The sequence below is a fragment of the Streptomyces sp. NPDC026301 genome (assembly GCF_055567935.1).
In genome coordinates this window covers 206,369-232,418 of sequence record NZ_JBVHPN010000004.1, presented here as the reverse complement: position 1 = coordinate 232,418, position 26,050 = coordinate 206,369, and the positions used below count along the sequence as shown (strand labels likewise).

The window sequence follows — 26,050 nt, the reverse complement described above, 5'->3', positions numbered from 1 at the left end:
GGGGGTATCCCTGGCCGTCAAGGCCTTGGCTACGAGCCCATCGTGCACGGGCCCGACGGCGAGGCACCTCCCTGGCCGTCAAGGCCTTGGGGAGGAGCTACTAGGACGTCCAGGCGGCAGGCCGGCGTCGCTGAGCGGCGGCGAACTGCATCCAGTGCGCGACAGCCAGGCGCCAGACCTCACGCAGAGGCCCGGCCGGCCGGCCCAAGCGGCGAGCACAGAAGCCGCGCGGGCCCCGGCGGTGGGCGGAACACGCTCGCCACCGGGCATCCGCCGACCGCACCCGGACACGCCCTGAACATCCGGTCGGCATCTGCAGTGGTCTCGCCTCCGCCATGAACCAACCGTCACGTGAGGGGCCACGCCCAGGCGTTGCGGCATGGCGGAGGCCTGCCGTAACGTCTTGATGATCTTCAATCCATTACGCATGGAGTTAGGCGTGCTCGATCCACGGTTCCCCCGTTGTCCCGCGGCAGTGGCGCAGGTGACGGCGCAACCGGAGCACGCGCGCGGGTGCTGCCGGCCGGCGGGTCGGTTCACACGGGCGGAACCGCCGATGGCGTGCGGTGCGCCGGGGCCGCCGTACCCGGCGAGCGGTCATGGGCGGCAACGGTGGAGCCGCCCCCCACCAGATGCTCACCCGCGTTCTGGACACCGGAATGGGCTCACAACAGGTGGCTGCGACCCGCGGCACCACCAAGCAGTGCACACAACGACTTTGTTCACCCGTCTGTCCGGCGAACCGAGGGAATCGGGGGAATCGATTGCCATGTTGATACATAAGCAAGAAGAGAGCTGCGGTCACCGGTTGCGGCGTGCCGCATCGGACGGTGCGGAGATTCGCCAGGCTCGGCGCTTCGCCGTGGTGCTGGGGCGCATACGATGAGCGACCTGAAAGCCGACACGCAGCGGATTCGGGAGTGTTCACGCGCGCTGCACCGGATCTACGAATCTTTCACCACCAGGGCCAACCCGACTGATGATTACTCGACAGGAGAGTTGGGGAACCAGAGCGTCGTCGATGCCTTCGGGGAATTCGCCAGCAACTGGAAGATCCACCGCGAAGACCTGGCGGAGAAGATCAAGACCCTGGGCGTCATCACGGAAAAGGCCGCCAAGAGTTACGACGCTCTGGATGCCGAACTCGCCAGAGCCCTGCGCAAGCAGGACGCCGAGAGGCAGCACCATGGCGGGGCGAAATGAGGCGCCCTCCCGCTCATGAGTGGGCAGTCCTGGACGAGGACGAAGACCCCATACCCGGTGACCCCGACCTGGTCGCTGCGCTGGGCCAGTCACTTCGCGATACCGCGGAGGACATCTCACGCGAGGCGGGTGACATAAAAGCTCTCTCCGCCGTCGAGTCCTGGCAGTCCAAGGCGGCTGACAAGTTCCGCGAGACCGCAGATGACACGATCGAGCCGCTCCGCAAGGCCTATCACCGCTACGACAAGGCCGCCGGCGCCATGGGGGAGCGAGTCCGCCCGGAAAGCACAGCCGACTGGGCCTCCGCTTTGGAGCATGCCCAGCAATTGGCCGACAAGGCCCTGAAGGCGGGGCGGGCTGCACACGAGGATCACCAGTCCGCCGTCAGTGCCATAGGTAAGCTGCCATCTCACACACCGGACGACGACCCGGACCGCGTGCGGCTGAAGAAGAAACGTGGTGAGGCTGCCTCCGACCTGCAAAAGGCGAAGTCCGCCCTGCAGGACGCGAAGGAAGTGCGCGATCGTGCCGCCGAGAAAGCGGCCAGAGTCATCCGCCGCGCCATTACGCACGACGGCATGCACGACACCAACTGGGACAAGGCCAAGGACACCGCCGGGACGGTCCTGTCGGACACCGGGCACCTCCTGGAGGACATGGGCGAGGTGGCGCTGTCCGACCTGGCGTCGCTCGGCAACGCAATGCTGCACGACGCCGGGCAGGTTGGCGAGGTGCTGGGCGGTATGGCGCTGGTGACGCTGGGTGCGGGCGGCGAGGTCGGCGGTGCGATGCTCGACGTCACCGGCGTCGGAGCAGTCCTCGGGGTGCCGGCCGGCGTGGTGTCGGCCGGCGCGATTGCCGGCGGCGTCGGGCTGATCACCGCCGGTGCGAGCCAGTTGGCCATGGACGCGGCCGGACCGAACCGGGTCGACATGACCTCCGACAGCGGCGGTGGCGGAGGGAAGGGCGACTGGTCCGGGCCGGAGACCTCGAAGGGCGAGCCCAAGCCGATCTCCGAGGAAGAACAGGTCCGCCACACGCAGCGGAAATCGGACCTGTCGGATCTGAGCCGCAACAAGCAGGTCGCCGAGGTCCGCAAGGGTGTCACGGAGGACGGGCAGAAATATAAGCCCGAGGGAGCCGCCCTGAAGGGCGGCAAACACGGCATCGACTGGAACGAGGGGCCGCAGCGGGCCAAACAGTCGGGAAATCCGCAGGGGAAGTTCGGCAGCCCGGCCGACGTGGACTACGCCGTCCGGAAGGCCAGTGAACTCGGCCCGGGAAAACAGGGATTCTTCGATCTGCCACCGGACAACGATTGCATCGAATTCCTGCCGGAGGGGGCCACGAGAAAGCCGAACGCGATGTATGTCAAGGTCCGTCCGGATGGTACGGTTCACGCGTACCCTTACACCAAATAGGCTGGTCATGGATTTCTGGATTCAAACGGGCTCGCCGGAGGCACGCGACGTCCCCGGTGTCGTGGACAACATGCCCGAAGCCATCGCGGAGATGTACCCGGTCGACACCGAGCGCATGATCCTTTCGTGGAACGGCGTGCCGGTGTCGCTGGTGTACTGCGAGGACGTGCAGGTCATGGTGGACGACATCGCCATGATGCTGGCGAGGCTGGCGGAGGGGACGGACACGCCGGTTCACGTGCACTGGGGACCGTCCGGGTTCCAGGTGGAGTGGCGGATCACACGGGACGACGCCGACTTGGTCATCGACTCCCGCTGGGACAGCGTCGACTACGGCCCCGCCGACCTGCTGAACGAGCGCGCCCGACTGGTGGTGCCCGAGGCGCATTTCCGCAGTGAGTGGCTGAAGGTATTGCAGCTCCTCGTCGACGACGTCACCGCGCGGTCCGTCGCCATGGAGGACCGGCTCATTCTCGACCAGGTCCGCGCGGTGCTCGCCGCCGGAACACTCCCCGTCGCTTCCGCGGAACAGATCCAGAAGGGCGCTCGTACTCCGCAGGCTGCCGGGAATACGGTGCAATTCCGTGCCCTCGCCGAGGACGACGAGGAATCCGGCGCGGTGCTGTGGACAGCGGATTCCGACGTCGCCCGCCTTTTCACCGGGCAGGCTGCGCTCGTCTCGCAGTTGCTCAGTGTCCCGTCCGGCATCGGTGCCGACTCCGAGATCTATGTGGACATCCTGCGCGAGTTCTGCCAGGAGGGACTGCGCCGTTACGGGCGCACCGACCAGGGCGTGGAGCGAGCGCTGACCGTCGGATTCCTGGCAACCGCGCTGGAATTGCTACGGCGCGCCGGCCACGATGTCCCCGCGACGGAATTGCCCGAACAGCGCGTCGCCTGGACCGCCTTGCGCGACCAGCACGCCTCGCAGATGCCTCGCTGACGGCCTCAGGGCCGGCCGAGAGTCCCGAGGGGATGCGGTAGCCGGCGTCCGCCCCGGCCTCGGTCACCGGGAGCGGGCGGCGGCGATGCGGGGCAACAGCCGCATGCCGGCGGCGGTGCCGGAGACAGCGCGTGCCAGGTGGCGGTGCCGGAGACAGTGCGTGCCAGGTGGCGGGCGCCCGGGCGGGGGTTCAGACACAGGCTCTGATCCCTCGGTGGGCTGCCGTCAGAGCAACGAGGCGTCCTCCAGCAGTCGGCGGACGGCCTGCACGGCGGCCGGGCCGAGAGGGAGCTGCGGCGCGGCGGTGGCCGGGCAGTCGATGACGCCGAGCAGGTGCAGCGCCGCCTTGAACGCGCCGAGCGCGGAGGAGCTGCGCCCCATGGCGGACTCGTCGCCGACATCGGTGGTGGCGAAAAGGGCCGCCAGCCGGTCCTGTTCCGCCGCGTCCCCCGGCCACCGCCCGGCCCTGGCGGTCGTACAGCCGGACGTAGCCCTCCGGATCGACGTTGGCGAGCCCGGGGACGACACCGTGTGCACCGGCCAGCAGCGCGCCGTCCACGGCCGGCTCCGACCGGTGTTGGCGCGCCACGACGCACATGGGGCCGTGCCGCGACGCGCACGGGGTCGTGTTGACGCCGCGTATAGCTGTTCCCTAGCGTGCGAGCCTTGCCGGCGCGATCACAACGAAGGGGCCACACCATGGGACGACAGGACGACGCGGGGCGGGCGTACGACGTCGTCCTCTTCGGCGCGACCGGCTTCGCGGGCCGGCTCACCGCCGCCTACCTGGCCGCGCACGCGCCCGAGAGCTGCCGCTGGGCGCTGGCCGGGCGCAACCGGGCGAAGCTGGAGCGGCTCCGCGACGAGCTGGCGGCCCGTCACCCGGCCTGCGCCGACCTGCCGCTGCTGCACGCCGACTCCGCCGACCCCGATTCGCTGCGTTCCGTGGCCACGGCTACGCGAGTGCTGGCCACGACCGTCGGCCCCTACCTGACGTACGGCGAACCGCTCGTGGCGGCCTGCGCCGCGGCGGGCACGGACTATGTGGACCTCACCGGTGAGGCGGAGTTCGTCGACCGGATGTATCTGCGCCACGATGCGACGGCGCGGGCCTCGGGCGCGCGCCTGGTGCACGCCTGCGGCTTCGACTCGGTCCCGCACGACCTCGGCGCGCAGTACACGGTGGGGCTGTTGCCCGAAGGCGTACCGCTGCGGCTGGCCGGCTTCGTCCGCAGCAACGCCACCTTCTCGGGCGGCACGCTGGCCTCCGCGCTGACCGCGGTGTCCCGGCCGCTGGGCATGGTGCGCGCCGCCCGCGAGCGGCAGCGCGCCGAGCCGCGCCCGGTGGGCCGTACGGTACGCGCGGTGCTCGGGGCGCCGACCCGGGAGCAGGGCGTCTGGGGCGTACCGCTGCCGACCCTCGATCCGCAGGTGATCGCCCGCTCGGCGGCCGCCCTGGAGCGGTACGGGCCGGACTTCCACTACCGGCACTACGCCGGCGTCAAGTCGCTTCCGGTGGCGGTCGGCGGCGTACTGGGCGCGGGTGCGGCGTGCGGCCTGGCCCAGCTCCCGCCCGCGCGCCGGTGGTTGTCGGCACGGCTCGCGCCGGGCGAGGGACCGGACGAGGCGCGCCGGGCGAGCAGCTGGTTCGCGGTCCGCTTCGTGGGCGAGGGCGGCGGCCGGCGGGTCGTGACCGAGGTGGCGGGCGGCGATCCCGGGTACGACGAGACGGCGAAGATGCTCGCCGAGTCGGCCCTGAGCCTGGCGTACGACGAGCTCCCGGACACCGCGGGCCAGGTGACGACCGCGGTGGCGATGGGCGACGCGCTCAGGGAACGGCTGACGCGGGCGGGGCTGCGCTTCCGGGTGGTCGGCACGGACTGAGGCGCGGCGGGCGGGGCGGCGGGGCCGACGGGGCGCCGCACGGGATGCGGCATCTCCGGAGTGCAGCGCCTGGGGAGTGCAGCGCCTACGGAGTGCGGCGCCCGCTCACGCCTCCGCGAGCGTCCTCCGGCACAGCTCGTCGGCGGCCCGGGTGGTCTCCGGCTGCCGGTACTTCACCGCCAGCCGCAGCGTGTGGGCGCACGCGCGGTCCAGCCCGACGCGGTGCCCCACGGACACGAAGACCGGCTTCACACCCGGCTGCGTCCGCAGCGCGCGGCCGACCTCCTCGCCGCCGTCCAGCAGCGCCGAGGTGGCGCCGCGCTCCCGCCCCGGCGCCTCGTACGTGAAGGTGAACGGGTTCTTCCCGACGCCGATCACCGGCAGCCCTGTGAGCACCCCGAGGTGGCAGGCGAGCCCGAAGCGGCGCGGGTGGGCAAGCCCGTACCCGTCGCAGACCACGAGGTCGGGGACGCGCTCGAGCTGGTCGAGCGCGTCGAGCACGGTCGGGATCTCCCGGAAGGCGAGCAGCCCGGAGACGTACGGGAAGGACACCGGGCCGACCGCCGTCGCCTCGTCGACGACGCGCAGCGTACGGGCGTCCAGCGCGACGGCCGCCGCTGCGACCACGCCCCGCTCGTCGTCGTACGCCACGTCCACCCCTGCCACCGTGCCGTCGAAGTCCGGCTCGGGGCCAGGCTCATCGAGTACTACATGGCGGCGCAGCCGGTCCTGGGCGGCGCGGGCGGCGGCCTCGTCGGTGGGCCAGTGGCGCAGTTCGTCGTCGCGGGAGACCGTTCCGGAGTTCATCATGATCCCGCCACGCTACCGGGTCCGGCGAGGAGTGGAGACCAGTGATCACAGCTCGCCGCTCGGGTGCAGCCGGGCGAACTCCTCGGCGAGGATCCCCATGATGACGACATCGTGGTGCCGGCCGGCGCAGAACGCGTGCTCCCGCAACCGGCCCTCCTCGATGAAGCCGAGCCGACGATGGAGCGCCAGCGACGCCTCGTTGAAGCCGTATATCCGCGCTTCGCACTTGTGGTACCGCCGCTCGCCGAACATGAAGCGCAGCAGCAGTACGGCGGCTTCCGAGGCGTAGCCCTTGCCCTGGTGGCCGGCGCCGGTGGCGATGCCGTACTCGAACCGGCCCGTACGGGGGTCGGCGTGGGTGGTGGCGACGGTACCGACCAGTTCCCCGGTGTCGAGCGCCTCGACGGCCAGCTTGAAGCGGTCGCCCTCGGGCTCGGCCCCGGCCCGCTCCTTCGCCCAGGCGCGGTACCCCTCGGCGGAACGGGGCGGACGGATCATGTCTCCCGACCGCTGGTGCGCGGAGTGTTCGTCGAAGCCCATGAATATCCGCCAGTCGTCGGGCTCGATACCGCGCAGCCGCACCCGCTCGCCCGTCCAGAACGATGTCATCCCACCATTCGATCAACCCGGGCATCCGGCGTCCAGGGAGCTGCCCGACGGCCCGCTCCCCGGCCCTCGCGGGCCCCGTTGTGGAGAGGCGGCGTCCAGGTGGTGTGCCGTCCCCGAAGCGTGTCGTGTGCCCTCGCCCCCCGTAGCGGGCGCGAGGCTGGCCCCGAGTGCCGGCAGGTGCGAACCGCCGCCGGGCGGGAACCCGCGTCCCGTACAGGACCGGTGCAGTCGGCGCAGGGCAGGAGGGCACGCGCGATGCCGGAGCAGAACCACAGGAACGGGAACCGGACGCCACTGGACCGTGCGGCGGGTACGAGTAACCGCACTGCCCGGAGCCGCGTCGACGACGTATGGGGCGCCAGGACCCCGTACGCCCCCGGAACCCCCTGGCCGGAGCGCGTCGACCAGTACCTCACCGTCGACGAGCCGCAGGTCGACCACTGGACGCCCGCCACCTGCGTGTTCTGCTCCAACGGCTGCGGCCTCGACCTCGCCGTCGCGGACGGCCGGGTGGTCGGCGTCCGCGGCCGGGCCGGCGACCGCGTCAACCGCGGACGACTGGGCCCGAAGGGCCTGTTCGCCTGGCAGGCCAACAACTCCCCCGACCGGCTCACCACTCCCCTCGTACGCAGCGGCGGCCGGCTGCGCCCCGCCGACTGGAACACCGCGTTGGACACCGTCGTGGAACGGTCCAAGGACGTACTGGAACGGTACGGACCCGGCGCGCTGGCCTTCTATACCAGCGGCCAGCTGTTCGCCGAGGAGTACTACGCCCAGGCGCTGATCGCCCGCGGCGGCCTCGGCACGCCGCACCTGGACGGCAACACCCGGCTCTGCACGGCGACGGCCGAATGGGCGCTGGTGGAGAGCTTCGGCAGCGACGGCGACCCGGGCTCGTACGCCGACATCGACCTGTGCGACACGCTCTTCCTGGTCGGCCACAACGTGGCGGAGACCCAGACGGTGCTGTGGACGCGGATGCTGGACCGGCTGCACGGCCCGGACCGCCCGCGCCTGGTGGTCGTCGACCCGCGCACCACACCCACGGCACGCGAGGCCGACGTCCACCTGGCGCTGCGCCCCGGTACGAACGTCGCGCTCCTCAATGCCCTGCTGCACGAGCTGATCCGCACCGACCGGATCGACCACGCCTTCGTACAGGAGCACACCGTCGGCTTCGAGGAGCTGCGCGCGACGGTCGCGGACTGCACACCGGAGTACGCGGCGGAGATCTGCGGCGTGCCCGCCGACGACCTCCGCGAGGCCGCCCGCCTCCTGGGCGCGGGGCAGCGGCTGGTCTCCACCGTGCTGCAGGGCGTGTACCAGTCGCACCAGGCGACGGCCGCCGCCGTCCAGGTCAACAACGTCAACCTGCTGCGCGGCATGATCGGACGGCCGGGCTGCACGGTCTTCCAGATGAACGGCCAGCCGACGGCCGAGAACACCCGCGAGACGGGCGCCAACGGCACTCTCCCGGGCTTCCGCAACTGGCAGAACGACGCCCAGGTACGCGAGCTCGCCGACGCCTGGAACGTCGACGTACTGCAGGTCCCTCACTGGTCACCGCCCACCCACGCCATGGAGATCTTCCGCCACTGCGAGGACGGCTCCGTCAGGTTCCTGTGGATCACCGGCACCAACCCGGCCGTCTCCCTCCCCGAGCTGCACCGCATCCGGTCCGTATACGGCCAGGACCGGCTGTTCATCGTGGTGAGCGACGCGTTCGCGACGGAGACGACGGAACTGGCCGACGTGGTGCTGCCGGCCGCCCTGTGGGGCGAGAAGACCGGCTGCTGCACCAACGCCGACCACACGGTCCACCTCTCGGAGAAGGCCGTCGACCCGCCGGGCGAGGCCCGCCCGGACTTCGACATCCTGCTCGATTACGCGCACCGGATGGACTTCCGCGACAAGGACGGCCGGCCGCTGCTCCCGTGGAAGCGGCCCGAGGACGCCTGGCGGGCCTTCACGGCGGTGACGGCGGGCCGCCCGTGCGACCAGAGCGCGCTCACGTACGAACGGCTGCGCGGCGGCGACGGCATCCAGTGGCCGTGCACCGCCGCCGCCCCCGAAGGCACCGAACGCCTCTACACGGACCACGTCTTCCCCACCCACGCCGACCACTGCGAGGACTACGGCCACGACCTGCTCACCGGCGCGCAGAACGAGGAGGACGAGTACCGCGCCCACGACCCGGCAGGGCGCGCGTTCCTGAAGGCGGCCGCCTACCAGCCCCCGCACGACCCCCTCGACGCCGACTACCCGCTGCGCCTGACGACCGGCCGCACGGTCCACCACTGGCACACCCGCACCCGTACCGCCCGCAGCCCCGAACTGCAGGACGCGGCCCCCGGGATGTGGGTCGAGCTGCACCCGGAGGACGCGGATCCGCTGGGCATCAAGGACGGCGACACGGTCACCGTCAGCTCCCGCCACGGCCGCATCGAGGCCCCCGTACGCCTGTCCGGCCCCCGCCCAGGGGTCGTCTTCGCCCCCTTCCATTACGGGTACTTCGACCGCCCTGTGGACGACGGGCCCGCCGCTCACACCCGCGCGGCCAACGAACTCACCCCGACCCAGTGGGACCCGGTCTCCAAACAGCCGCTCTACAAGGTGACGGCGGTACGGGTGACGAAGGCGACGGCCCCCACCACGGAAGGCTGACCCCCATGAACAAGATCGGCCTGCTCCTCTCCGAACTGCACGATGCGGAGACCGATTTCGCCACCGCCTGCCGCAGGACCGCCGAGCGCCAGGCCGCCGACCACGGCACGTCCTCCCCGTGCCGCACCATCGCCACCCAGTGCGACACGCACGCCGCCCGAGTACGCGCCATCGCCGAGCGCTACGGCAAACGCCTCACCCCGCCCCGCCGCCCGCCCGCGCCCGTCTCCTCGGCCATGGACTCCGTACGCCGCACGTCCTCCGTGGTCCTCGGCCGCCGCCCGGAGTCCGGCCTCCTCCTGCTCCGCGACCTGCGACAGCTCTTCCTCGCGGCACAGGCCGTGAACGTGCACTGGATCTGCCTGGGCCAGGTCGCCCAGGCGGTACGCGACCAGGACCTCCTCACCGAGGTGACGGCCCACCACAAGGAAACCCTCACCCACATCAAATGGATCAAGACCCGCATGAAGGAGGCCAGTCCCCAGGCCCTTACGGTCGCGGACTGACCCCCTCTCGGGAGCGGACACCCTCCTGCTCTCGGTGGCGGACACCCTCCTGGCCTTCTTGCCGAGGGTTCCGAGGGCTCTCCGGTCCCGGATGGGGCCTGTCGGCCCATGGTGGTGCGTGCGCGGGTGTACCAGGCTGGGGGCGTCGTCCCGAAGGGACGCGATGCCCGGACGTCGCCGCCCCCCGACGCCGCCGCTCTTGGGCACGGACCGGGCAGCACCGGACACGAACCAGGCGGGACCGAACACAGGCCAGGCGAGACCGAACACGGACCGGGCAAGGACCGGACACGGACAAGGACGGAGCCGAGACCATGACGGAGCCCGGCGGTGGTGCGCAGACCTCCCCCATCCGCGTCTTTCTGCTGGACGACCACGAAGTGGTCCGCCGCGGCCTGCGCGACCTCCTGGACGCCGAGCCGGACCTGACCGTCGTCGGCGACGCGGCCGACGCCCGCCAGGCGCTCGCCCGCGCCCCCGCACTGCGGCCACACGTCGCGGTGCTCGATGTACGGCTGGGCTCCAGTACCGACAGCGGGGATCACGAAGGCATCGACGTCTGCCGGGAGTTGCGCGGCACGCTCCCCGGCCTTGCCTGCCTGATACTCACCTCTTTCGATGACGACGAGGCGCTGTTCGACGCCATCATGGCCGGCGCCGCGGGGTACGTACTGAAGCAGATCAAGGGATCCGACCTGGTGACGGCCATACGGACGGTGGCGGCCGGCCAGTCGATGCTGGACCCCGGCGCCACGGCCCGCGTCCTGGCCCGCGTCCGCGGCCCAGTGGCGCCCGCCGGCCCGCCGGAACTGGCCCGCCTCTCCCCCCGGGAGCGGCAGATCCTCGACCTGATCGGCGAGGGCCTGACGAACCGCCAGATCGCCGACCGCCTCTTCCTCGCCGAGAAGACCGTCAAGAACCGGATCTCCGCCATCCTGACCAAGCTCAAGGTAGGCCGCCGCATCCAGGCCGCGGTCATCGCGGAACGCGTACGGGACCGGGGATTCGGACGGGACCGGGAACTCGTACGAGATCGGGAACTCGTACGGGACCGGGAACTCGTACGGGAGCGGGGGCCGGGGCGGAACCGGAACCAGGGCCCGGAGCCGGCTCGCGAGCCGGATCGCGAGACGGAGGAGATCCCCCTCAGGAAGCGCCCCGTCCCGGAACCCCAGGAAGCGCCATGGCCAAGTACCGCGTACTGATCGCCTACGCCTACGGCACCAAGGCCGAATTCACCCACGGCATCGCGGAGGAAATAGCCGCCGTGCTGCGCGAGGACGGCTTCGATACTGAACTGCGCCCCGCGGCGGAGGTCGTCAGCGTGGGCCCGTACGACGCCGTCGTCCTCGGCGGCGCGCTCCACGCGCACCGCTGGCACCGCGACGCCCGCCGCTTCGCCCGCCGGCACGCGGCACAGCTGCGCTCCCGCCCGGTGTGGCTGTTCAGCAGCGGCACTTCGAGCGCCTCGGCGAGCGACCCCGACGTGCCGCCGGTCCCCGGCGCGAGCCGCGCGATGAACCGGGCGGGCGCCCGCGGGCACATCACGTTCGGCGGCCGCCCCGGTCGGCCCGGTTGGTCCGGTCGGTCCGGTCGCTACAGCCGCTCCGGCCGCCCGGCCCGCCGCCTCCGCGGCCTGCTCGACCGCTCGACGGCGGACCGGGACGGGGGCCGGGACCGGGACCGGGACCGGGAGCGGCCCGGCGGCGACGAGGCACCGTCTGCCGATCACCGGGACACGACCCGGGTCCGCGACTGGGCCCACCACATCGCCAACGAGGTGAACGGCCCCTGAGAGCCGGCGTTGGAGAGCCCACGCTCTTGTGCGGTGCCGACGTTCTTGCGCGGAGACGGCCTTCTTGTGCGGAGACGGCCTCTTGTGCGGAGCCGGCGTGGCCGCGAGGCCTCAGCCCTGGCCGCCGCCGAAGAGCGCGCCGAGCACATCACCGGCGAACTCCAGCCCCGCCTGCTCCCGCGGGGTCAGCTGGTCCGGTTCGTCGGCGGGCGCCGCGACGGCGGACCCTGTGGCAAGGAGCCCGGCGGCGAAGAGAGCGGTGAGCATGACAGTGAGACGACGCATCATGTGCTGTTCCCAACCGTGAGGAGACAGGTGCGGCCTCCATCCTCGGCCGCCCTCCGATCGCCCGCCACGCGACGCCCCATCCACTGCTGCGAACGGACCACCCGACCGCCCTCCCGCCCCTGCGGTCCCCCGTCACCCGTCATCCCTCACCCGTCATCCGTCGCGCCCTCGCCCGTTCCGCCTGCCCTGCATTCCCTGTCCTATATTCCAGGGATGTTCATACTCGAATTGACCTACACCGCTCCCCTCGACCGCGTAGAGGCCGCGCTCGACCAGCACGTCGCCTGGCTGGACCAGCACTTCGCCGCCGGGCATTTCCTCGCCTCGGGCCGCAAGCAGCCGCGCGACGGCGGCGTCATCATCGCCTCGGTCGACGACCGCGCCACAGCGGAGAAGATCACCCAGGAGGACCCGTTCGTCACGGCCGGCGTGTGCGAATACCGGATCACGGAATTCATCGCGACCAAGACCGTCGCGGACCTGGCGAGCTACCGGCAGCAGCTGCCCAGCTGACGACGACCGGGAGCAGACGGACAAGAACGGACAAGAGCAGACTTCGGGCGAGAGCCCGGCGAAGGGGTGCGCGAGCCGGAACCGGCCCGCGCACCCCTTCGTTTCCTCTGCACGCACTCGCTTCCTCCCAAGTCATCCCAGTCCGTCCCAGTCCATCCCGGGCCCTCCCCCGCGAGCGATCCCCTCCACGGCTCATCCGAACGAGGGATGGCGACCCTCCTCGTTCATGCGTACAGTTGATTGCAACGAAGCCGAAAATTGCATCTTCACTCACTCATTCAGCCACTCATTGAGCGCCAACACGCAAAACACCAACCGGCCGACTGACCGACTAGCCGACTGACGGAGGGGCGGGATCACCATGACCGGCACGTCGTACATGGAGCAGGAGCTGAGCAGCCAACCGCAGACGTGGCGCAAGGCCGCGCGCCTGGGCGGTGAAGCGGGCCCGTTGCCGAAGCACGGCCTGCGCGTCGCCGTCATCGGCTGCGGCACGTCGTGGTTCATGGCGCAGTCGTATGCCGCGCTGCGCGAAGCCGCAGGCGCCGGCGTCACCGACGCTTTCCCCGCCTCCGAGAGCTTCCTGGGCGCGGACCGCGGTTACGACGCGGTGGTGGCCATCACCCGCTCCGGGACCACGACGGAGGTCCTGCGCGTACTGGAGGCCGTCCGGGGCCGGATTCCCACGGTGACCCTGCTCGGCGACCGGGACACCCCGGCGAGGGAGCTCTCCGACGAGACCGTCGCGCTGCCCTTCGCCGACGAACGCTCCGTCGTACAGACCCGGTTCGCCACCACAGCCCTGGCCCTGCTCCGCGCCCACCTCGGCGAAGACCTCTCCGCTGCGATACGCGACGCCGAGGAGGCGCTGACCACTCCCGTCGCGCAGGAGTGGGTCGACGCCGAGCAGTTCTCCTTCCTCGGCACGGGATGGACCGTCGGCCTGGCCAACGAGGCGGCACTCAAAATGCGCGAGGCGTCGCAGAGTTGGACCGAGTCGTATCCGGCCATGGAGTACCGGCACGGCCCGATATCCATCGCCGCCCCGGGCCGCGTCACCTGGCTCTTCGGCGCCGCGCCGGACGGGCTGACGGACGAAGTCACCCGCACCGGCGCCCGGTTCGTGGCGCACGACCGTGACCCGCTCGCAGACCTCGTACTGATCCATCGCGTCGCACTGGCCCGGGCCCGCGCCCGCGGCTTGGACCCCGACAACCCGCGCAGCCTCACCCGCTCGGTCATGCTCGACAACACCCCGCCGACCCCCTGATCCCCTGCCCTTCCTGCCCCCCTGATCCCCCTGTCCTCCCTGTCCTCCCTATTCGCGATCCTTCCTGATTCCTCCTCCGCCCTGACTGTCTTCCTCATGTCTTCCTCATCCGCCCACACGCCAGGGAGGCCGGCTCCATGCCCCTCGTCCCCACGTCAGAGATAGTCCGGGCCGCCGATGAGGCACGGGTCGGCGCGGTGTCGTTCAACGTCATTCACCTGGAGACCGCCGAGGCGCTGGTCGCGGCCGCCGAGCGCACGGGCATCCCGGTCATCCTCCAGATCAGCGAGAACTGCGTCCGGTATCACGGCAGCCTGCTGCCGATCACCCGCGCCACCCTCGCGCTCGCGGAAGCCTCCTCCGCGCGGACGGCGGTGCACTTGGACCACATCACGCAGCCCGAGTTGGTGCACGAGGGAGTCGCGGCCGGGGTGAGTTCGGTGATGGTCGACGCCTCGGCCCTGCCCTACGAGGAGAACGTCGCGACCACCACCGAGCTGACCGCCTGGTGCCACGAGCGGGGGGTGTACGTCGAAGCGGAGCTGGGCGAGGTCGGCGGCAAGGACGGTGTCCACGCGCCGGGCGTGCGCACCGACCCGGAGGAAGCGCTGGCGTACGTCACGGCCACGGGAGTGGACGCGCTGGCCGTGGCGGTCGGGTCGTCGCACGCCATGCGGGAGCGGACGGCCGTACTGGACAAGGAGCTCATCGCCGAACTGCACGAGAAACTGCCGGTTCCCCTGGTGCTGCACGGTTCCTCGGGCGTACCGGACGAAGAGCTGCGCCGGGCGGTGGCCGCCGGCATGACAAAGATCAACATCTCGACCCACCTGGTCTCGGTCTTCACCCGCTCCCTCCGGGACACACTGGCCGACGACCCGGACCTGGTGGACTCGCGGAAGTACGTCAAGCCGGCCCGGGCAGCGGTCGCCGACGAGGCGGCCCGAATACTGAGTGCCCTCGGCGCGACGACGGCCCTCCCGGGCCAGTACTCCCCGGCGGCCTCGGCCCGCGGCTGACGCCGACTCCGACTCCGGAGCCGGTGCCGGAGCCGGTGCCACAGCCCGTGCCGGTGCCGGAGCCGACGCACCAACGCGGCGAACGGCGGACAGGCGGCGGTTAGGGTCTTCGCATGAAGCGCCATGAACGGATGAATGCCCTGCTGGAGCTGCTCGGGGAGCGCGGCAGGGTGGATGTCGACGAGGCGGCGACCGCGCTGGAGGTCTCGGCCGCGACGATGCGCCGCGACATGGACGCGCTGGCCGAGCAGCAGTTGCTCACCCGGACGCGTGGCGGTGCGGTGCTGAGCTCCGTGGCGTACGACCTGCCCATCCGTTACAAGCACGCCCATCGCGCGGCGGAGAAGGAGGCGGTGGCCCGGGCAGCGGCCGAACTGGTCGGGCGCGGCGATGTCGTTGGGCTCAGCGGCGGTACGACCACCACGGAGATCGCCCGGACCCTGGCCACCCGGCCGGAGTTCGCGGAAGCCGGTCCGCACCCCCATCTGACGGTCGTCACGAACTCGCTCAACATCGCCAATGAGCTCGCCGTACGGCCGCAGATCAAGATCGTGCTGACGGGGGGCGTCGCGCAGTCGCGGTCGTTCGAGCTCGTCGGCCCGTTCAGCGAGCTGGTGCTGCGGCAGATTTCCGTGGACATCGCGTTCATCGGCGCGAACGGCATGGACCCGCAGATGGGGGCCACCGTGCACGACGAGGCGGAGGCCCGCGTCAACCGCCTCATGGCCGAGCGGTCCCGGCGGGCCGTCGTCGTCGCGGACTCGTCCAAGATCGGTGCCCGCTGCTTCGCCCGGATCGGCGACGCCGATGTCTTTGACACGTTCATCACCGACGACAGGGCGGAGGAATCCGTGCGAAAGGAGTTCACCGACCGCGGCCTGCGAGTCATCGCCGCGTCGTCCCAGCAACAGGAGACCATCACGACCGCAGAGGGCTGAGGCGGCGGCGTGACGCGGGCCGGCGCGGCCTGAGCGGCATGAGCGGGTCGGCGCGCACTGAGCGGCATGACGCGGGTCGGCGCGGACTGAGCGGTCTGAGCGGCGTGACGAGGTCGGCTCTGCTGCTGCCGCGGCGGCCGGAGCCACGGGTATCGCGTATCGCGTGTCCACCCCACGCGACACCCGTGATCCTCCAGTCGTCGCGGGCCCGACTGCCAGGTCCGGTTCGTGCGTCACGTACGGCGGAGGAGGGCTTCGGCGCCGCCGTCTATGAAGAGGAGTTGGCCGGTCACGTGGGTGTTCTCGGGTGAGGTGAGCCAGGTCAGGAGCGGGGCGACCTGTTCGGGGCGGGCGTGACCGTTGAGCGGCATCGGGACGACGGTGTCGACGACCTGGCGCGTGGCGGGGTCAGCGAGCATGCCTTCGGTCATCGGGGTCAGGACGGTGCCGGGGCCGATGGCGTTCAGGGGGATGCCGGCGCCCGCCCAGTCGTCGGTGACGGCGGTGCGCCGTACCCAGCGGACGATGGCCGCCTTGGACGATCCGTAGAGGAGGTGCCCCTCGCCTCGGTCGATGGCGCTCTGCGCTGCCGCGGTCGTCGCCGCCTCGTCGCCGGCCAGGGCGGCGTCGACGATGGCCGGGTCGCAGGGGTGTACGGCGGCGACGGAGGCGACAACGGCCGCGCGCGGGTCGGTGCCGGCGGCGAGCAGCGGGCGCAGGCGTTCCAGGGTGGCGACCGCGCCGAAGTAGTTGACCTTGAGAGTGTCGGGCGTGAAGTGCGCGAGGCCGGCGCAGGCGATGACGGCGTCGAGCCGGCCGCCGGTGAGTTCCCGGGCGCGGGCGGCCAGTTCGGCGCGGCCCTGTTCCGTGGCGAGATCGGCCGCTATCGCGACGCCGGCTGCCTCGGCGGTCCGGTCGGCGCCGATGACGGTGTGGCCCGCTGCCCGGAGGCGGGCCGCGGTGGCCTCGCCAATGCCTGATGCCGCTCCGGTGACGAGGTAGGTGCGCGAGGCAGGGGGCATGGCCGGTGGCTCCTTCGCTGCCGGCGCCGCCGGCCTCGGGCGAGTGGAGTGACCAACCTAGATTAAATGGCATGTCGTGCCAATAAGGGCGGCAAGGAGAGGAGGGAGAAAGGAGGAGGAAGGAGGGAGGAGAGGGGGAATGCGGCGAGGAGGTGGCGGGGAGGGGGACGTGGGCGCTGCGGGCTTCGCGGGTGGAGTGAGTGTTGTGGGGGCTGTGGCAGAGTGACGAGGTTCCGGGCGGCGATGCCCGAGCGGCGGCGGTGCCGGGGTACGGGACGGCGGGGAGCGGGCGGGAGAGGGGTGACGCGTATGGCAGCGGGGCGGGGGCGGCCGTCGATCGACGAAGGGCGGCGCCAGGCGACGCGGATGGCGATCGCCGAGGCGGCGGCAGAGTTGTTCTCCGAGCGGGGATACGAAGCGACGACGGTCGAGCACATTGCAGGGGCGGCCGGCATCTCGCTGCGTACCTTTTACCGGTACTGCCCGGCGAAGGAGGACGCGCTCACGCCGGTCTTCAGGGCGAGCGTCAGCGGCCTCGTCGACGAGCTGGCGGCGCGGCCTGCCGACGAACCACTGAGCAAGGCCGTCGAGGCGGCGTTCGCCGACTCGGCGTCCCTGCGCCGCCTGGCCGACGCGGACCGGGCGCGGCGGCTGCTCCGGGTGATGGGCTCGGTACCGCCGCTCCGTACGCGCTGGCTGGCAGCCGGGCGGGAGCTGCAGGACCGGCTGGCACCGGTGCTCGCGCCGCGTACCGGCGGCGATCCCCACAGCATGGAGACCCGGCTGCTGGCCGCGGCGCTGATCGATGGGATCACGGTGGCGATGGAGTACTGGGCGCGGGGCGATGGGGCAGAGGACGTCATGACGCTGACCGCTCGGGCGCTGCGGTATCTGCGGATCGACCACCTGTAGACGGTCGACGGGCGGCAGCCAGCGACGATCCGGTTGATCGGCGACGGTCCGGTCGATCGGCGACCGGTTGCGGACCTACGGCGGGCGGCGGCCGGCGGCGGAGAGACCGCCGAACCCGTGGTTCGTAGCACGGCCAGAGCGTTCTCGTGGGTGTGCTCCCGTGTCGGGCGCCCCGCGTGCCCCCCGTACCGCAGCGTGCTCCCTTGTACGGGCAGGGTGCCCCTTGTCCGGCTCGCGGAAAATGCGATAGTCAAGTGACCGATCACGGGGGGACCCATGCGTAGATTTCTGGCTGCAGTCATCGCTGCCGCCGCACTGAGCGGGACTCTGGGCATAGCGTCGGTGGAGCCGGCCGCGGCCGCGTCCCGGCACCATCGGGCACCGCAGTGCGTCAAGGTGGTCAAGTACTTCACGAAGAAGCACAAGCGGTACGTCCGGCTGACGAACCTGTGCGACAAGCGGACAGCCTGTTACACCGTCGTCGTACCAACGCGCCCTGATCCGCGCGGCAGGCTGAAGAAGGGCGCGACGAAGAACGTGCGCTACGGCACGGATCGCGACCCGCGGGCGCTGTACGTCAAGAACCGTCCCTGTTGAGGATGACGCACGGCAAGTGACGGCGGCTGACAGCCACTGGTCGGGGGCGGCTGCGCTTCGGGCTGAGCCGCCTCCGCCGGGGGCTCCCATGACCTGCCTTCACTGCGGGCTAATTCTTCACTAGTAAAACACCTGTTAATATTTGCGTATGGGCAAGCATGCTGGACCGACGCGACTGAGACAAAAGGACACGAAGAGCAGTGGTGGCGTGATCCGGGCGCGGCCGCTGCCGGTCAAGAGCACCGTGCGGCTGCGTCGCCCCGTGGAGACGCGGCACTGGCACAAGCCCGCGTTCAGCGCGGCCGCCGCCATCGCCGTGCCCGACCTGGCGCTGCTCGCCCTGGACCGGATGGACCTGGTCCTCTACACCTCGGCCGGTGCGATGTGCGCGCTCTACGCGCACAACAAGCCGTACGCCGCGCGCGCCCGGACCGTCGCCTGGGTGGTCCTTTCCATGATCGCCAGCCTCGCCGTCGGCCTGGTCAGCTCCGCCTTCATCGGCAACACCATGCTGCTCGTGCTGATCGCCTCGGCGCTGGCGGCGGTGCACAAGATGATGTGCGACGCGACCCGTATCGGACCGCCCGGCAACCTCATCATCACCTTCATCTCCGCCTCCGCCTTCTTCGTGCCGCAGCAGCCGGGCCTGATCCCCTTCCACCTGCTGCTCGCCGTCGCGGGCGGGGCCGTCGCGTGGCTGGTGTGCATGGCGCCCTGGCTCGTACGGCCCGAGGGACCGCAGCGGATCGCCACGGCGCGGGCGCTGGAGGCCGCCGCCGGGCTGCTGCGTGCCGCGCCCGACGCCGCCGCCGGCCCCCGGCACGCCACCGCGGCCGCGGTCAACGCCGCCTGGCAGACGCTGTTCCTCGTACCGGCCCGCAGCGCGGCCAAGTACGCCGCCAGGGCCCGCCTGGAGGGCCTGCTCATCCAGGCCGAGTCCGCCCTGGCCGAGCCGACCACCGGCGCCCGCGCCCGCGCCGCAGACGCCGGTACCCGCGCCATAGCCCCTGGTACGCGCGCCTCGGACGCCGCCACCCGCGCCGCGGACGCCGCGTGCTTCGACGCCTGGGCGCATGACCTGCGCCGCGGCCGGCCGCTGCCCGAGGTGGCATTGGACGCCGGGCAGACCGCAGAGCTGGCGGGCATCGCCGCCGACCAGGAGGCAATGGCCCGTACCGGCCGGGCGGCACTGGCCCCGACCACCCCGGCCCCAGCCACCCCGGCCACCCCGACCCCCGCCGGCTCCGACTCCGGCTCCGGCCCCGGCCCCGGCCAGGACGGTGGCGTGGCCGATCTGCGGCGCCCCTCCCCCGACCACCTGCGCGGCTTCCGGCCCGTACTGGCGCGGCTGCGGCCCGGTTCGCCGCTGCTGCCGCTCGGGGCGCGCGTCATGATCGGCTGTACGCTCGCGGGCTGGGCCTCCATGGCGATCGGCTCCGAGCACCCGTACTGGGCGGTGGTCACCGCGGCCTCGGTCTTCCAGGCCAACACCACGCTCTCCTGGCAGCGCGCCGTCCAGCGCGCGCTGGGCAACCTCCTCGGGCTGCTGCTCTTCACCGCGCTGCTGCCGGTGATCCACACCGGTCACCTGGCGATGGTGCTGCTGGTGCTCCTCTTCCAGGTCGGCGCGGAGGCGTGGATTCCCCGCAACTACTGGCTCGGCTCCGTCTGCGTCACCCCGATGGCGCTGCTGCTCACCTCCTTCGGCAACGCGATGCCCGCCGACGTCCTCGTGCGCGACCGGTGGGTGGACACGGTGGTCGGCGCGATCATCGGCCTGATCTGCTGCGTACTGGTGACCAACCGGCGCGCCACCGACCGCATCGAGGCCGCGGTGGCCCGCGTCGTCGCGGCCAGGGAAGCGGCGGCCGCGGTGCTCGACGCGGATCTGCCGGACGACCACGAAGCGGGGTGGGCCCGCGACCGGCTCGCCGCGGCACTGGTCGAACTGCGCGAGGCCGTCGAGGTCGCCTCCGGCGAGTGGTGGCAGCGCGCCCTGCCCGCCGAGCGCGTCACCCTCACCGAGCGCGACGGCCACCGCACCCTCGCCCGCCTCGTCCGGCGCCTCACCGCGCCGACGCTGGCGGCGTAACGGCCCAGCGGACAGCGGACAGCGAACCACCACCAGCAGCAGCAATACCAGGCGTACGTCGGCGGCCCCGCCCCGGCGTGAGACACGGGTACGCGCCCCGTGGGCAGAATGGGCGCGGAAGAACGGCGGACGAAGGAGAGCTGAGCGTGGCCGAGGACATCGTCGCAGGGGTGCTGCGGCAGTGGCAGCAGGTGCATCCCGGTCTCGACACCGGGCCGATGGCCGTGATCGGCCGGCTCAACCGCTGCTCCGCGCTGCTCCAGCAGGCGGTGGACGCACCGCTGGTACAGGAGGGGCTGACCCGCGCCGAATTCGACCTGCTCGGCACGCTGCGGCGCACGGGGCGCGAGCTGACTCCGGGGCAGCTCGCGCGGGAGACGTTCGCGTCGGGTGCCGCCGTCACCAAGCGGCTGCGGCTGCTGGAGGAGCGCGGCCTGGTCGCCCGGCGCGCGGATGCGCGCGACCGCCGGGTCGCCCACCTCAGCCTCACCGACCAGGGCCGCGAGCTGATCGACCGGCTGCTGCCCGATCAGCTCTCGTTCGAGTCCAGCCTGCTGTCCGGGCTGTCCGGCGAGGAGCTGGGGAACCTCTCCACGACCCTCTCCGACCTGCTGCTGCACCTCGAAGGGCGGCTGGGCACCCCGCGCACCTGAGACTGGGCACCCGCGTACCTGAGACTGGGCACCCGCGTACCTGAGAGCGGCCCCGGCCGCCGGGGCAAAGCCCGGCCGCGCCGAATCGCGGTCGAGTGCGCCGCTTCCTACAGTGAGCCGTAAGGCCCAGGGGCTTGTGCGGTAGTGAGGAGTGACCCATGGACCAGCAGGAGATCCTCTCCCGTATCGCGGCGATGGTGGAGACCGAGAAGGCGCTGCGCGAGCGCATCGCCGACGAGGAGAGCGGCGGTGACGAGGAGCGCACGCAGCTGGCGGCGCTGGAACGCGAGCTCAACCAGTGCTGGGACCTGCTGCGGCAGCGGCGCGCCAAGAGCGAGTTCGGGCAGAACCCGGACGAGGCGGCCGTCCGCCCGTCGTCCCAGGTGGAGCAGTACCGGTCGTAGGACCGGCCTCGAAGCCCGCCCCGGGGCCTCAGTCGCAGGACCCGCCCCGGGGCGCTGCGCCGCTCCGGAGTGGCGTACGCGTGTCCGGCGGTGGCGGCCGGTACGTTCGGCGTATCCGGCGGTCGCCCCGGGCGCCGGGGCGCGTACGGCAACCGGCGGAGAGCGAACGCGTCCTGCTTCCGGCCGCTGCCCCCGGGAGGCGGTGCGCGGTCGGCGTGAGGAGCGGTTGTCCGCTTCCCCGGGGACCCGTGACGCAGCTCACGCGGAAATCCGGTGCACTGCCGTAACGATGCGGTCGTCATAGATGTCGTACAGGCAAGGAACCGCACCGGACAGACACCAGGGAGCCGACGATGCCGGACATCATCGACCACGCTGTTCAGGCCGGCCTCATCGCGACGGAACCGCAGTCGCGCGCCGTCCTCGCCCGTCTGCGCTACAAGAGCACCGACCCGTTCGCCGTCCAGGCGATCTTCCCGGCCGCTGCCTCTCTGGACGGCGCGGAGGTCCGCTGGACGTTCGGCCGCGATCTGCTGGCGGACGGGCTGCAGGGGCCGGCCGGGGACGGTGACGTGCACGCCTGGCCGTGCGGACCGCGCCACACGATGCTGGAGTTCCACGCCGCTGACGGCATGGCGATGGTCCGGTTCGCCTCCGCCGATCTCCGGCGCTTCCTGTCGAGTGCGTACCTCGTGGTGCCGCGCGGCGCCGAGTCCCGCTTCCTGGACGTGGACGCCGACCTCGCGGCGCTGCTGCGCGAGGCGTGAAAGGCGGGACCCGGGTGCGCGCCCAGTAGGAGCACCTGATATTCCGTATCTGACACATCGGACCCGGGAGGGAGCCAAAGGTGGGCGCCTCCCCCAGACGACACGGATCACACCTGACATGACATAGATCACACCCATGTCACATGCACGGCTCACCCGGGCACTGCGTCTAGCAGAGTGGGCCGTGTGCACACCCGGCCACGATCACGACCCGACAGCCGTAAGGGAGCAGCCGCGATGCAGAGCGCCATCGACCAAGCCGTGCAGGTCCGTCTGATCGCGACCGCGCCGGGGTCGCGTCCGGTGCCCGCCACCCTGCACTACCACCCGGCAGACCCGCTGGCCGTACGGATGTCCTTCCCGCCGGAGATCTCGCTGGACGGCGCGGCGGTGGAGTGGACGTTCGCGCGAGAGCTCCTCTCCGAGGGGCTGCGCGGGGCGTCCGGCACCGGCGACGTACGGGTGCGGCCGCTCGGCGGCGACCGGACCGTACTGGAGCTGCACGTGGCGGACGGCGTCGCGATGGTCCAGATGAGCTCCGCCGACATCCGGCTCTTCCTGACGCGTGCGTACGAGGCGGTGCCCGCCGGGGAGGAGCGGCTCGACGTGGACGGCGGCCTCGCGGAGCTGCTCGGTGGCGAGAGCTGAGAGAGCCGGGAGGGCGTGACGGGGCCCCGTCGGGTGCCCCTGTTACCGACCCGTCAAGAAACGTACCGATACTGGTCACATGCCACGAGTACTGCTCATCGAGGACGACGCCGCCGTTCGGCACGGGGTCTCGCTCGCGCTGCGGCGGCGCGGCCACGAGGTGGCGGCCGCGGCCAGCGGCGAGGAGGGGCTGACCACGCTGCCGGCCTTCCGGCCCGACATCGTGCTGCTGGACCTGATGCTGCCGGGCAAGGACGGCTTCGAGGTGTGCCGCCGCATCCGGGCCGACCGGCAGCTGCCGATCATCATGCTCACGGCGCGCGGCGACGACCTCGATGTGGTGCTCGGCCTGGAGGCGGGCGCGGACGACTACATCGTCAAGCCGGCCCGCGGTGAGGTGCTGGAGGCCCGCATACGGGCGGTGCTGCGGCGTACGGCGCCGCCCGCGCTCGGCGAGTCCGCACCGCACGAGCCGGGCCCGCTGCCGGTGGAGGCGCACGGCGAACTGGTCGTGGACCGGGCCGGGCTGGTGGTGGCCAAGAACGGCCAGGACCTGGCGCTGGCGCCGTCGGAGATGAAGCTGCTGCTGTTCCTGTCGGCGGCGCCGGGGCAGGTGTTCAGCCGTCAGCAGCTGCTGGAGCACGTGTGGGAGCACAGCTACCACGGGGACGCGCGGCTGGTGGACGCGTGCGTGATGCGGCTGCGGACGAAGATCGAGGACATCCCGCGCAGCCCGCGTTACGTCCAGACGGTCCGCGGCTTCGGCTACCGCTTCGGCCCACTGTGAGGGACCACTCCGAGGACCGGCACGCCGGGCAGGGCTCCTCCGATGTCCGGACCGCTGGGAACGACCACTCCGGCGCCCGGTCGGCCGCGAGCCCGCCGACGGCTCCCCCGGCCGGCTCCCGGCGGGCCCGGCTGCGCCAGTTGCTGCGCGGCCTGCGGGCCCGGCTGGTCGTCGCGTTTCTGCTGGTCGCGGCCGTCAGCGCGCTGACGACTGCCGCGCTCACGTACCGGGAGGCCCGGAACGCGATCCTGGAACGGTCGCAGGACACCGCCATCAACGATCTGCGGGCGCAGATCAATTCGCTCGCGCCCGACCTGCCCGTGCCGCCCAGCCGGGCCGATCTGGACGAGTTCGCCCGGCAGCTGGACCGGTCCGGCAAGGCCCGGGACTGGGACGTCGAGGCGGACTACGAGGGCGTGCCGGGCGACGGCTCGGACGCGGACGTGGCGGTGCCCGACGCGCTGCGGGAGTCCGTGGAGCGGCGGCACGTACCGGCGTTCCAGCGGGTCGAGCGCGGCGGCGAGCCGTGGCTGCTGATCGGCATGCCGGTCACCCGGGCGCACGACCGCGCCCCCTCGGCGCTCTCCGTTTACGCCCGGCTGCCGCTGCGCGCCGAGGAGGCCAACGTCGAGGAGCTGGTGAGCGCCGCGCAGCGGGGCGCGCTGCCGGTGCTGGCGCTGGCCCTCGTACCGGCGCTGTTCGCGGCCCGTGGCGTGCTGCGCCCTGTCCGCAAGCTGCGGCAGGCGGCCGGGCGGCTCGCCCAGGGCAAGCTGGACACCCGGCTGGAGGTCAAGGGCGGGGACGAACTGGCCGAGCTGTCCCGTACGTTCAACGACATGGCGGCGCACCTGGAGGAGAACGTCGCCGAGCTGCGCCGGCTGGAGTCCAACTCGCGGCGGTTCGCGGCGGACGTCTCGCACGAGCTGCGCACGCCGCTCGCCGCGATGAGCGCGGTCACGGACGTACTGGACGAGGACGTGGAGGCCGGGGAGCTGGACCCGGACACCGCGTCGGCGGTGCGGCTGATCAGCCAGGAGACCGGCAAACTGGCCCGCATGGTGGAAGACCTGATGGAGGTGTCGCGGTTCGACGCGGGTGCCGCGGCGCTCCATGTGTACGACGTGGACGTCGCGGAGGCGATCCGTAAGACGCTGCAGGCCAGGGCGTGGCAGGACCGGGTGACGGCCGATCTCGCGGCGGGCGTGCGGGCCCGGCTGGACCCGCGCAGGCTGGACGTGGTGGTCGCCAATCTGGTCGGCAACGCGCTGCACCACGGGGGCGAGCCCGTCGCCGTACGGCTGCGTGCTCCGGAGGACGGCCGGCTGGTGATCGAGGTGGCGGACAACGGACCGGGCATCGATCCGGAGGTGCTGCCGCACGTCTTCGACCGCTTCTACAAGGCGGACTCGGCCCGGGCCCGGTCCGAGGGCAGCGGTCTGGGGCTGGCGATCGCCATGGAGAACGTACGGCTGCACGGCGGCACCCTGCGCGCCGCCAACTCCCCGGAGCCGGACAGCGGCGCGGTCTTCACGATCGAGCTGCCGCTGCGCTCGGGCGAGGAGGAGGCATGAGTCGTGCGAGGTGGGTGAGGCGGGTGAAGTATGCGAGGTGGGTGAAGCGCGTGCGGCCCATGAGGCGCCGCCGGGCGGCCGCCGCCCTGACCGCGCTGCTCGTCGGCGCGACGCTGGCCGGCTGCGGCGTCGAGCCCAGCGATGTGATCGACGCCGGGGAGCCGGCGACGGGGCTGAAGTCGGACGGGCAGGCCCCCGCCGACGTGCAGCTGTTCTTCCTCGCCTCGACCGGTCTGCGGTCCGCGGCGCGGTCGGCGGACCGCCCGGCCACCCCGCAGCGCGCCGTCGACCTGCTGCTGACCGGCCCGAACGCCGCCGAGCGGCAGCGGGGCCTGACGACCGCGCTGCCGGACCTGCGCGGGCAGGTCACGGTCACCTCGCGCGCCGGCCGCCTCACGGTGGCCATGCCGGCCGACCCGGAGAAGCTCGACCAGCCGGCGCTCAGCCAGCTGGTGTGCACGGCGGCCAACGGGCAGGTGCCCGGCGACCGGCCGCCCGAGGAGGTCCCGGTGACCGTGCGCGGCAAGGACGTCGAGGTCGGCCCGCTGGTCTGCGGCGGCAACAACGCCTACCCGTACATCACACCGCGCTCGGCGTCCCCGCAGGGCACCCCCACGGCGACTCCGGACAGCACACCGCACTCCTGACCACTGCCCGCACCGCTGACCGGGCGGCGGCCGTTCCTCTACGCTGCTGTCGGCGATCACTCCGGTCACCATGCCGACGGCGCAAGG

Annotated in this window: 25 protein-coding genes and 2 pseudogenes; 22 read left to right on the top strand and 5 right to left on the bottom strand. The window is 71.9% G+C overall.

Annotated features, from left to right (window positions below; translation table 11 throughout):
* The first annotated feature begins 882 nt into the window (after nucleotides 1–882).
* From ACZ4MH_RS08940 to ACZ4MH_RS08930, 3 genes are read left to right on the top strand one after another with little or no spacing between them, the layout of a single operon-like run.
* Nucleotides 883–1,203 (top strand): hypothetical protein, encoded by a 321-nt coding sequence (locus ACZ4MH_RS08940; protein ID WP_351594811.1) that lies wholly within the window; start codon nucleotides 883–885, stop codon nucleotides 1,201–1,203.
* Nucleotides 1,200–2,624, top strand: a complete 1,425-nt coding sequence (locus tag ACZ4MH_RS08935) for a putative T7SS-secreted protein (protein ID WP_351594809.1) — start codon at nucleotides 1,200–1,202, stop codon at nucleotides 2,622–2,624. The genes ACZ4MH_RS08940 and ACZ4MH_RS08935 overlap by 4 nt, the downstream gene beginning before the upstream one ends.
* A gap of 7 nt (nucleotides 2,625–2,631) precedes the next feature.
* Entirely contained in the window at nucleotides 2,632–3,567 is a 936-nt protein-coding gene (locus ACZ4MH_RS08930; protein WP_351594806.1) for a DUF6086 family protein, read from the top strand.
* A gap of 225 nt (nucleotides 3,568–3,792) precedes the next feature.
* Here the strand turns inward: ACZ4MH_RS08930 and ACZ4MH_RS08925 are convergent.
* A pseudogene (locus tag ACZ4MH_RS08925) lies at nucleotides 3,793–4,138 on the bottom strand (dihydrodipicolinate synthase family protein); the annotation flags it as partial.
* A 128-nt stretch (nucleotides 4,139–4,266) separates the two neighbouring features.
* Here ACZ4MH_RS08925 and ACZ4MH_RS08920 point away from each other — a divergent pair.
* Nucleotides 4,267–5,451 (top strand): saccharopine dehydrogenase family protein, encoded by a 1,185-nt coding sequence (locus tag ACZ4MH_RS08920; protein WP_351594803.1) that lies wholly within the window; start codon nucleotides 4,267–4,269, stop codon nucleotides 5,449–5,451.
* Between the two features lie 105 nt (nucleotides 5,452–5,556).
* Here ACZ4MH_RS08920 and ACZ4MH_RS08915 read toward each other — a convergent pair whose 3' ends face one another.
* Together ACZ4MH_RS08915 and ACZ4MH_RS08910 are read right to left on the bottom strand one after the other, a co-directional pair.
* The gene (locus ACZ4MH_RS08915) at nucleotides 5,557–6,261 is read right to left on the bottom strand and encodes an endonuclease V (protein WP_351594801.1); all 705 of its coding nucleotides are present in this window, start codon (nucleotides 6,259–6,261) and stop codon (nucleotides 5,557–5,559) included.
* 45 nt (nucleotides 6,262–6,306) lie between these two features.
* A complete protein-coding gene (locus ACZ4MH_RS08910) occupies nucleotides 6,307–6,870 on the bottom strand; it encodes a GNAT family N-acetyltransferase (protein ID WP_351594799.1) in 564 nt (187 codons plus the stop codon).
* 255 nt (nucleotides 6,871–7,125) lie between these two features.
* On the opposite strand from ACZ4MH_RS08910, the gene ACZ4MH_RS08905 reads away from it, so the two are divergent.
* The 4 genes and pseudogenes from ACZ4MH_RS08905 to ACZ4MH_RS08890 all read left to right on the top strand — a co-directional run bounded on the left by ACZ4MH_RS08905 (nucleotide 7,126) and on the right by ACZ4MH_RS08890 (nucleotide 11,835).
* Entirely contained in the window at nucleotides 7,126–9,534 is a 2,409-nt protein-coding gene (locus tag ACZ4MH_RS08905; protein WP_351594796.1) for a molybdopterin oxidoreductase family protein, read from the top strand.
* A gap of 5 nt (nucleotides 9,535–9,539) precedes the next feature.
* On the top strand, nucleotides 9,540–10,040 hold the full coding sequence (locus ACZ4MH_RS08900) for a hypothetical protein (RefSeq protein WP_351594794.1): 501 nt from the start codon (nucleotides 9,540–9,542) through the stop codon (nucleotides 10,038–10,040).
* 314 nt (nucleotides 10,041–10,354) lie between these two features.
* A pseudogene (locus ACZ4MH_RS08895) lies at nucleotides 10,355–11,041 on the top strand (response regulator); the annotation flags it as partial.
* A 182-nt stretch (nucleotides 11,042–11,223) separates the two neighbouring features.
* Nucleotides 11,224–11,835, top strand: a complete 612-nt coding sequence (locus tag ACZ4MH_RS08890; RefSeq protein WP_351594791.1) for a flavodoxin domain-containing protein — start codon at nucleotides 11,224–11,226, stop codon at nucleotides 11,833–11,835.
* A 111-nt stretch (nucleotides 11,836–11,946) separates the two neighbouring features.
* Here ACZ4MH_RS08890 and ACZ4MH_RS08885 read toward each other — a convergent pair whose 3' ends face one another.
* Nucleotides 11,947–12,102, bottom strand: a complete 156-nt coding sequence (locus ACZ4MH_RS08885) for a hypothetical protein (RefSeq protein ID WP_169749893.1) — start codon at nucleotides 12,100–12,102, stop codon at nucleotides 11,947–11,949.
* A gap of 234 nt (nucleotides 12,103–12,336) precedes the next feature.
* On the opposite strand from ACZ4MH_RS08885, the gene ACZ4MH_RS08880 reads away from it, so the two are divergent.
* The 4 genes from ACZ4MH_RS08880 (at nucleotide 12,337) to ACZ4MH_RS08865 (ending at nucleotide 15,863) form a co-directional block, all read left to right on the top strand.
* Complete coding sequence (locus ACZ4MH_RS08880) at nucleotides 12,337–12,636, top strand: YciI family protein (RefSeq protein ID WP_351594787.1); 300 nt, start codon at nucleotides 12,337–12,339, stop codon at nucleotides 12,634–12,636.
* A 361-nt stretch (nucleotides 12,637–12,997) separates the two neighbouring features.
* Nucleotides 12,998–13,906, top strand: coding sequence for an SIS domain-containing protein (locus ACZ4MH_RS08875; protein WP_351594784.1), 909 nt, complete (start codon nucleotides 12,998–13,000; stop codon nucleotides 13,904–13,906).
* A gap of 137 nt (nucleotides 13,907–14,043) precedes the next feature.
* On the top strand, nucleotides 14,044–14,925 hold the full coding sequence (locus ACZ4MH_RS08870) for a class II fructose-bisphosphate aldolase (RefSeq protein WP_351594781.1): 882 nt from the start codon (nucleotides 14,044–14,046) through the stop codon (nucleotides 14,923–14,925).
* Nucleotides 14,926–15,038: 113 nt separating this feature from the next.
* Entirely contained in the window at nucleotides 15,039–15,863 is an 825-nt protein-coding gene (locus tag ACZ4MH_RS08865) for a DeoR/GlpR family DNA-binding transcription regulator (protein WP_351594779.1), read from the top strand.
* A 233-nt stretch (nucleotides 15,864–16,096) separates the two neighbouring features.
* On the opposite strand, the gene ACZ4MH_RS08860 is transcribed toward ACZ4MH_RS08865, so the two are convergent.
* Nucleotides 16,097–16,885 carry an SDR family oxidoreductase gene (locus tag ACZ4MH_RS08860; protein ID WP_351594777.1) on the bottom strand — a complete coding sequence of 263 codons (789 nt, stop codon included), beginning with the start codon at nucleotides 16,883–16,885 and terminating at the stop codon, nucleotides 16,097–16,099.
* Between the two features lie 309 nt (nucleotides 16,886–17,194).
* On the opposite strand from ACZ4MH_RS08860, the gene ACZ4MH_RS08855 reads away from it, so the two are divergent.
* The 10 genes from ACZ4MH_RS08855 to ACZ4MH_RS08810 all read left to right on the top strand — a co-directional run bounded on the left by ACZ4MH_RS08855 (nucleotide 17,195) and on the right by ACZ4MH_RS08810 (nucleotide 25,963).
* Nucleotides 17,195–17,797 (top strand): TetR/AcrR family transcriptional regulator, encoded by a 603-nt coding sequence (locus ACZ4MH_RS08855; RefSeq protein WP_351594775.1) that lies wholly within the window; start codon nucleotides 17,195–17,197, stop codon nucleotides 17,795–17,797.
* 276 nt (nucleotides 17,798–18,073) lie between these two features.
* Nucleotides 18,074–18,394: a hypothetical protein gene (locus ACZ4MH_RS08850; protein WP_351594773.1), complete on the top strand. Its 321-nt coding sequence runs from the start codon at nucleotides 18,074–18,076 to the stop codon at nucleotides 18,392–18,394.
* Nucleotides 18,395–18,602: 208 nt separating this feature from the next.
* Entirely contained in the window at nucleotides 18,603–20,486 is a 1,884-nt protein-coding gene (locus ACZ4MH_RS08845) for an FUSC family protein (protein ID WP_467754422.1), read from the top strand.
* Between the two features lie 146 nt (nucleotides 20,487–20,632).
* The gene (locus ACZ4MH_RS08840) at nucleotides 20,633–21,139 is read left to right on the top strand and encodes a MarR family winged helix-turn-helix transcriptional regulator (protein WP_351601225.1); all 507 of its coding nucleotides are present in this window, start codon (nucleotides 20,633–20,635) and stop codon (nucleotides 21,137–21,139) included.
* 158 nt (nucleotides 21,140–21,297) lie between these two features.
* Nucleotides 21,298–21,543: a DUF2630 family protein gene (locus ACZ4MH_RS08835; RefSeq protein WP_351601226.1), complete on the top strand. Its 246-nt coding sequence runs from the start codon at nucleotides 21,298–21,300 to the stop codon at nucleotides 21,541–21,543.
* A gap of 353 nt (nucleotides 21,544–21,896) precedes the next feature.
* Nucleotides 21,897–22,310 carry a spore wall synthesis regulator SsgD gene (gene ssgD / locus ACZ4MH_RS08830; RefSeq protein ID WP_351601227.1) on the top strand — a complete coding sequence of 138 codons (414 nt, stop codon included), beginning with the start codon at nucleotides 21,897–21,899 and terminating at the stop codon, nucleotides 22,308–22,310.
* 237 nt (nucleotides 22,311–22,547) lie between these two features.
* A complete protein-coding gene (gene ssgD, locus ACZ4MH_RS08825; RefSeq protein WP_351601228.1) occupies nucleotides 22,548–22,958 on the top strand; it encodes a spore wall synthesis regulator SsgD in 411 nt (136 codons plus the stop codon).
* 79 nt (nucleotides 22,959–23,037) lie between these two features.
* Nucleotides 23,038–23,745, top strand: coding sequence for a response regulator transcription factor (locus ACZ4MH_RS08820; RefSeq protein ID WP_351601231.1), 708 nt, complete (start codon nucleotides 23,038–23,040; stop codon nucleotides 23,743–23,745).
* Nucleotides 23,746–23,876: 131 nt separating this feature from the next.
* The gene (locus tag ACZ4MH_RS08815) at nucleotides 23,877–25,316 is read left to right on the top strand and encodes a HAMP domain-containing sensor histidine kinase (RefSeq protein ID WP_351601239.1); all 1,440 of its coding nucleotides are present in this window, start codon (nucleotides 23,877–23,879) and stop codon (nucleotides 25,314–25,316) included.
* 59 nt (nucleotides 25,317–25,375) lie between these two features.
* Nucleotides 25,376–25,963, top strand: a complete 588-nt coding sequence (locus ACZ4MH_RS08810) for a hypothetical protein (RefSeq protein ID WP_467754440.1) — start codon at nucleotides 25,376–25,378, stop codon at nucleotides 25,961–25,963.
* Nucleotides 25,964–26,050: the final 87 nt, after the last annotated feature.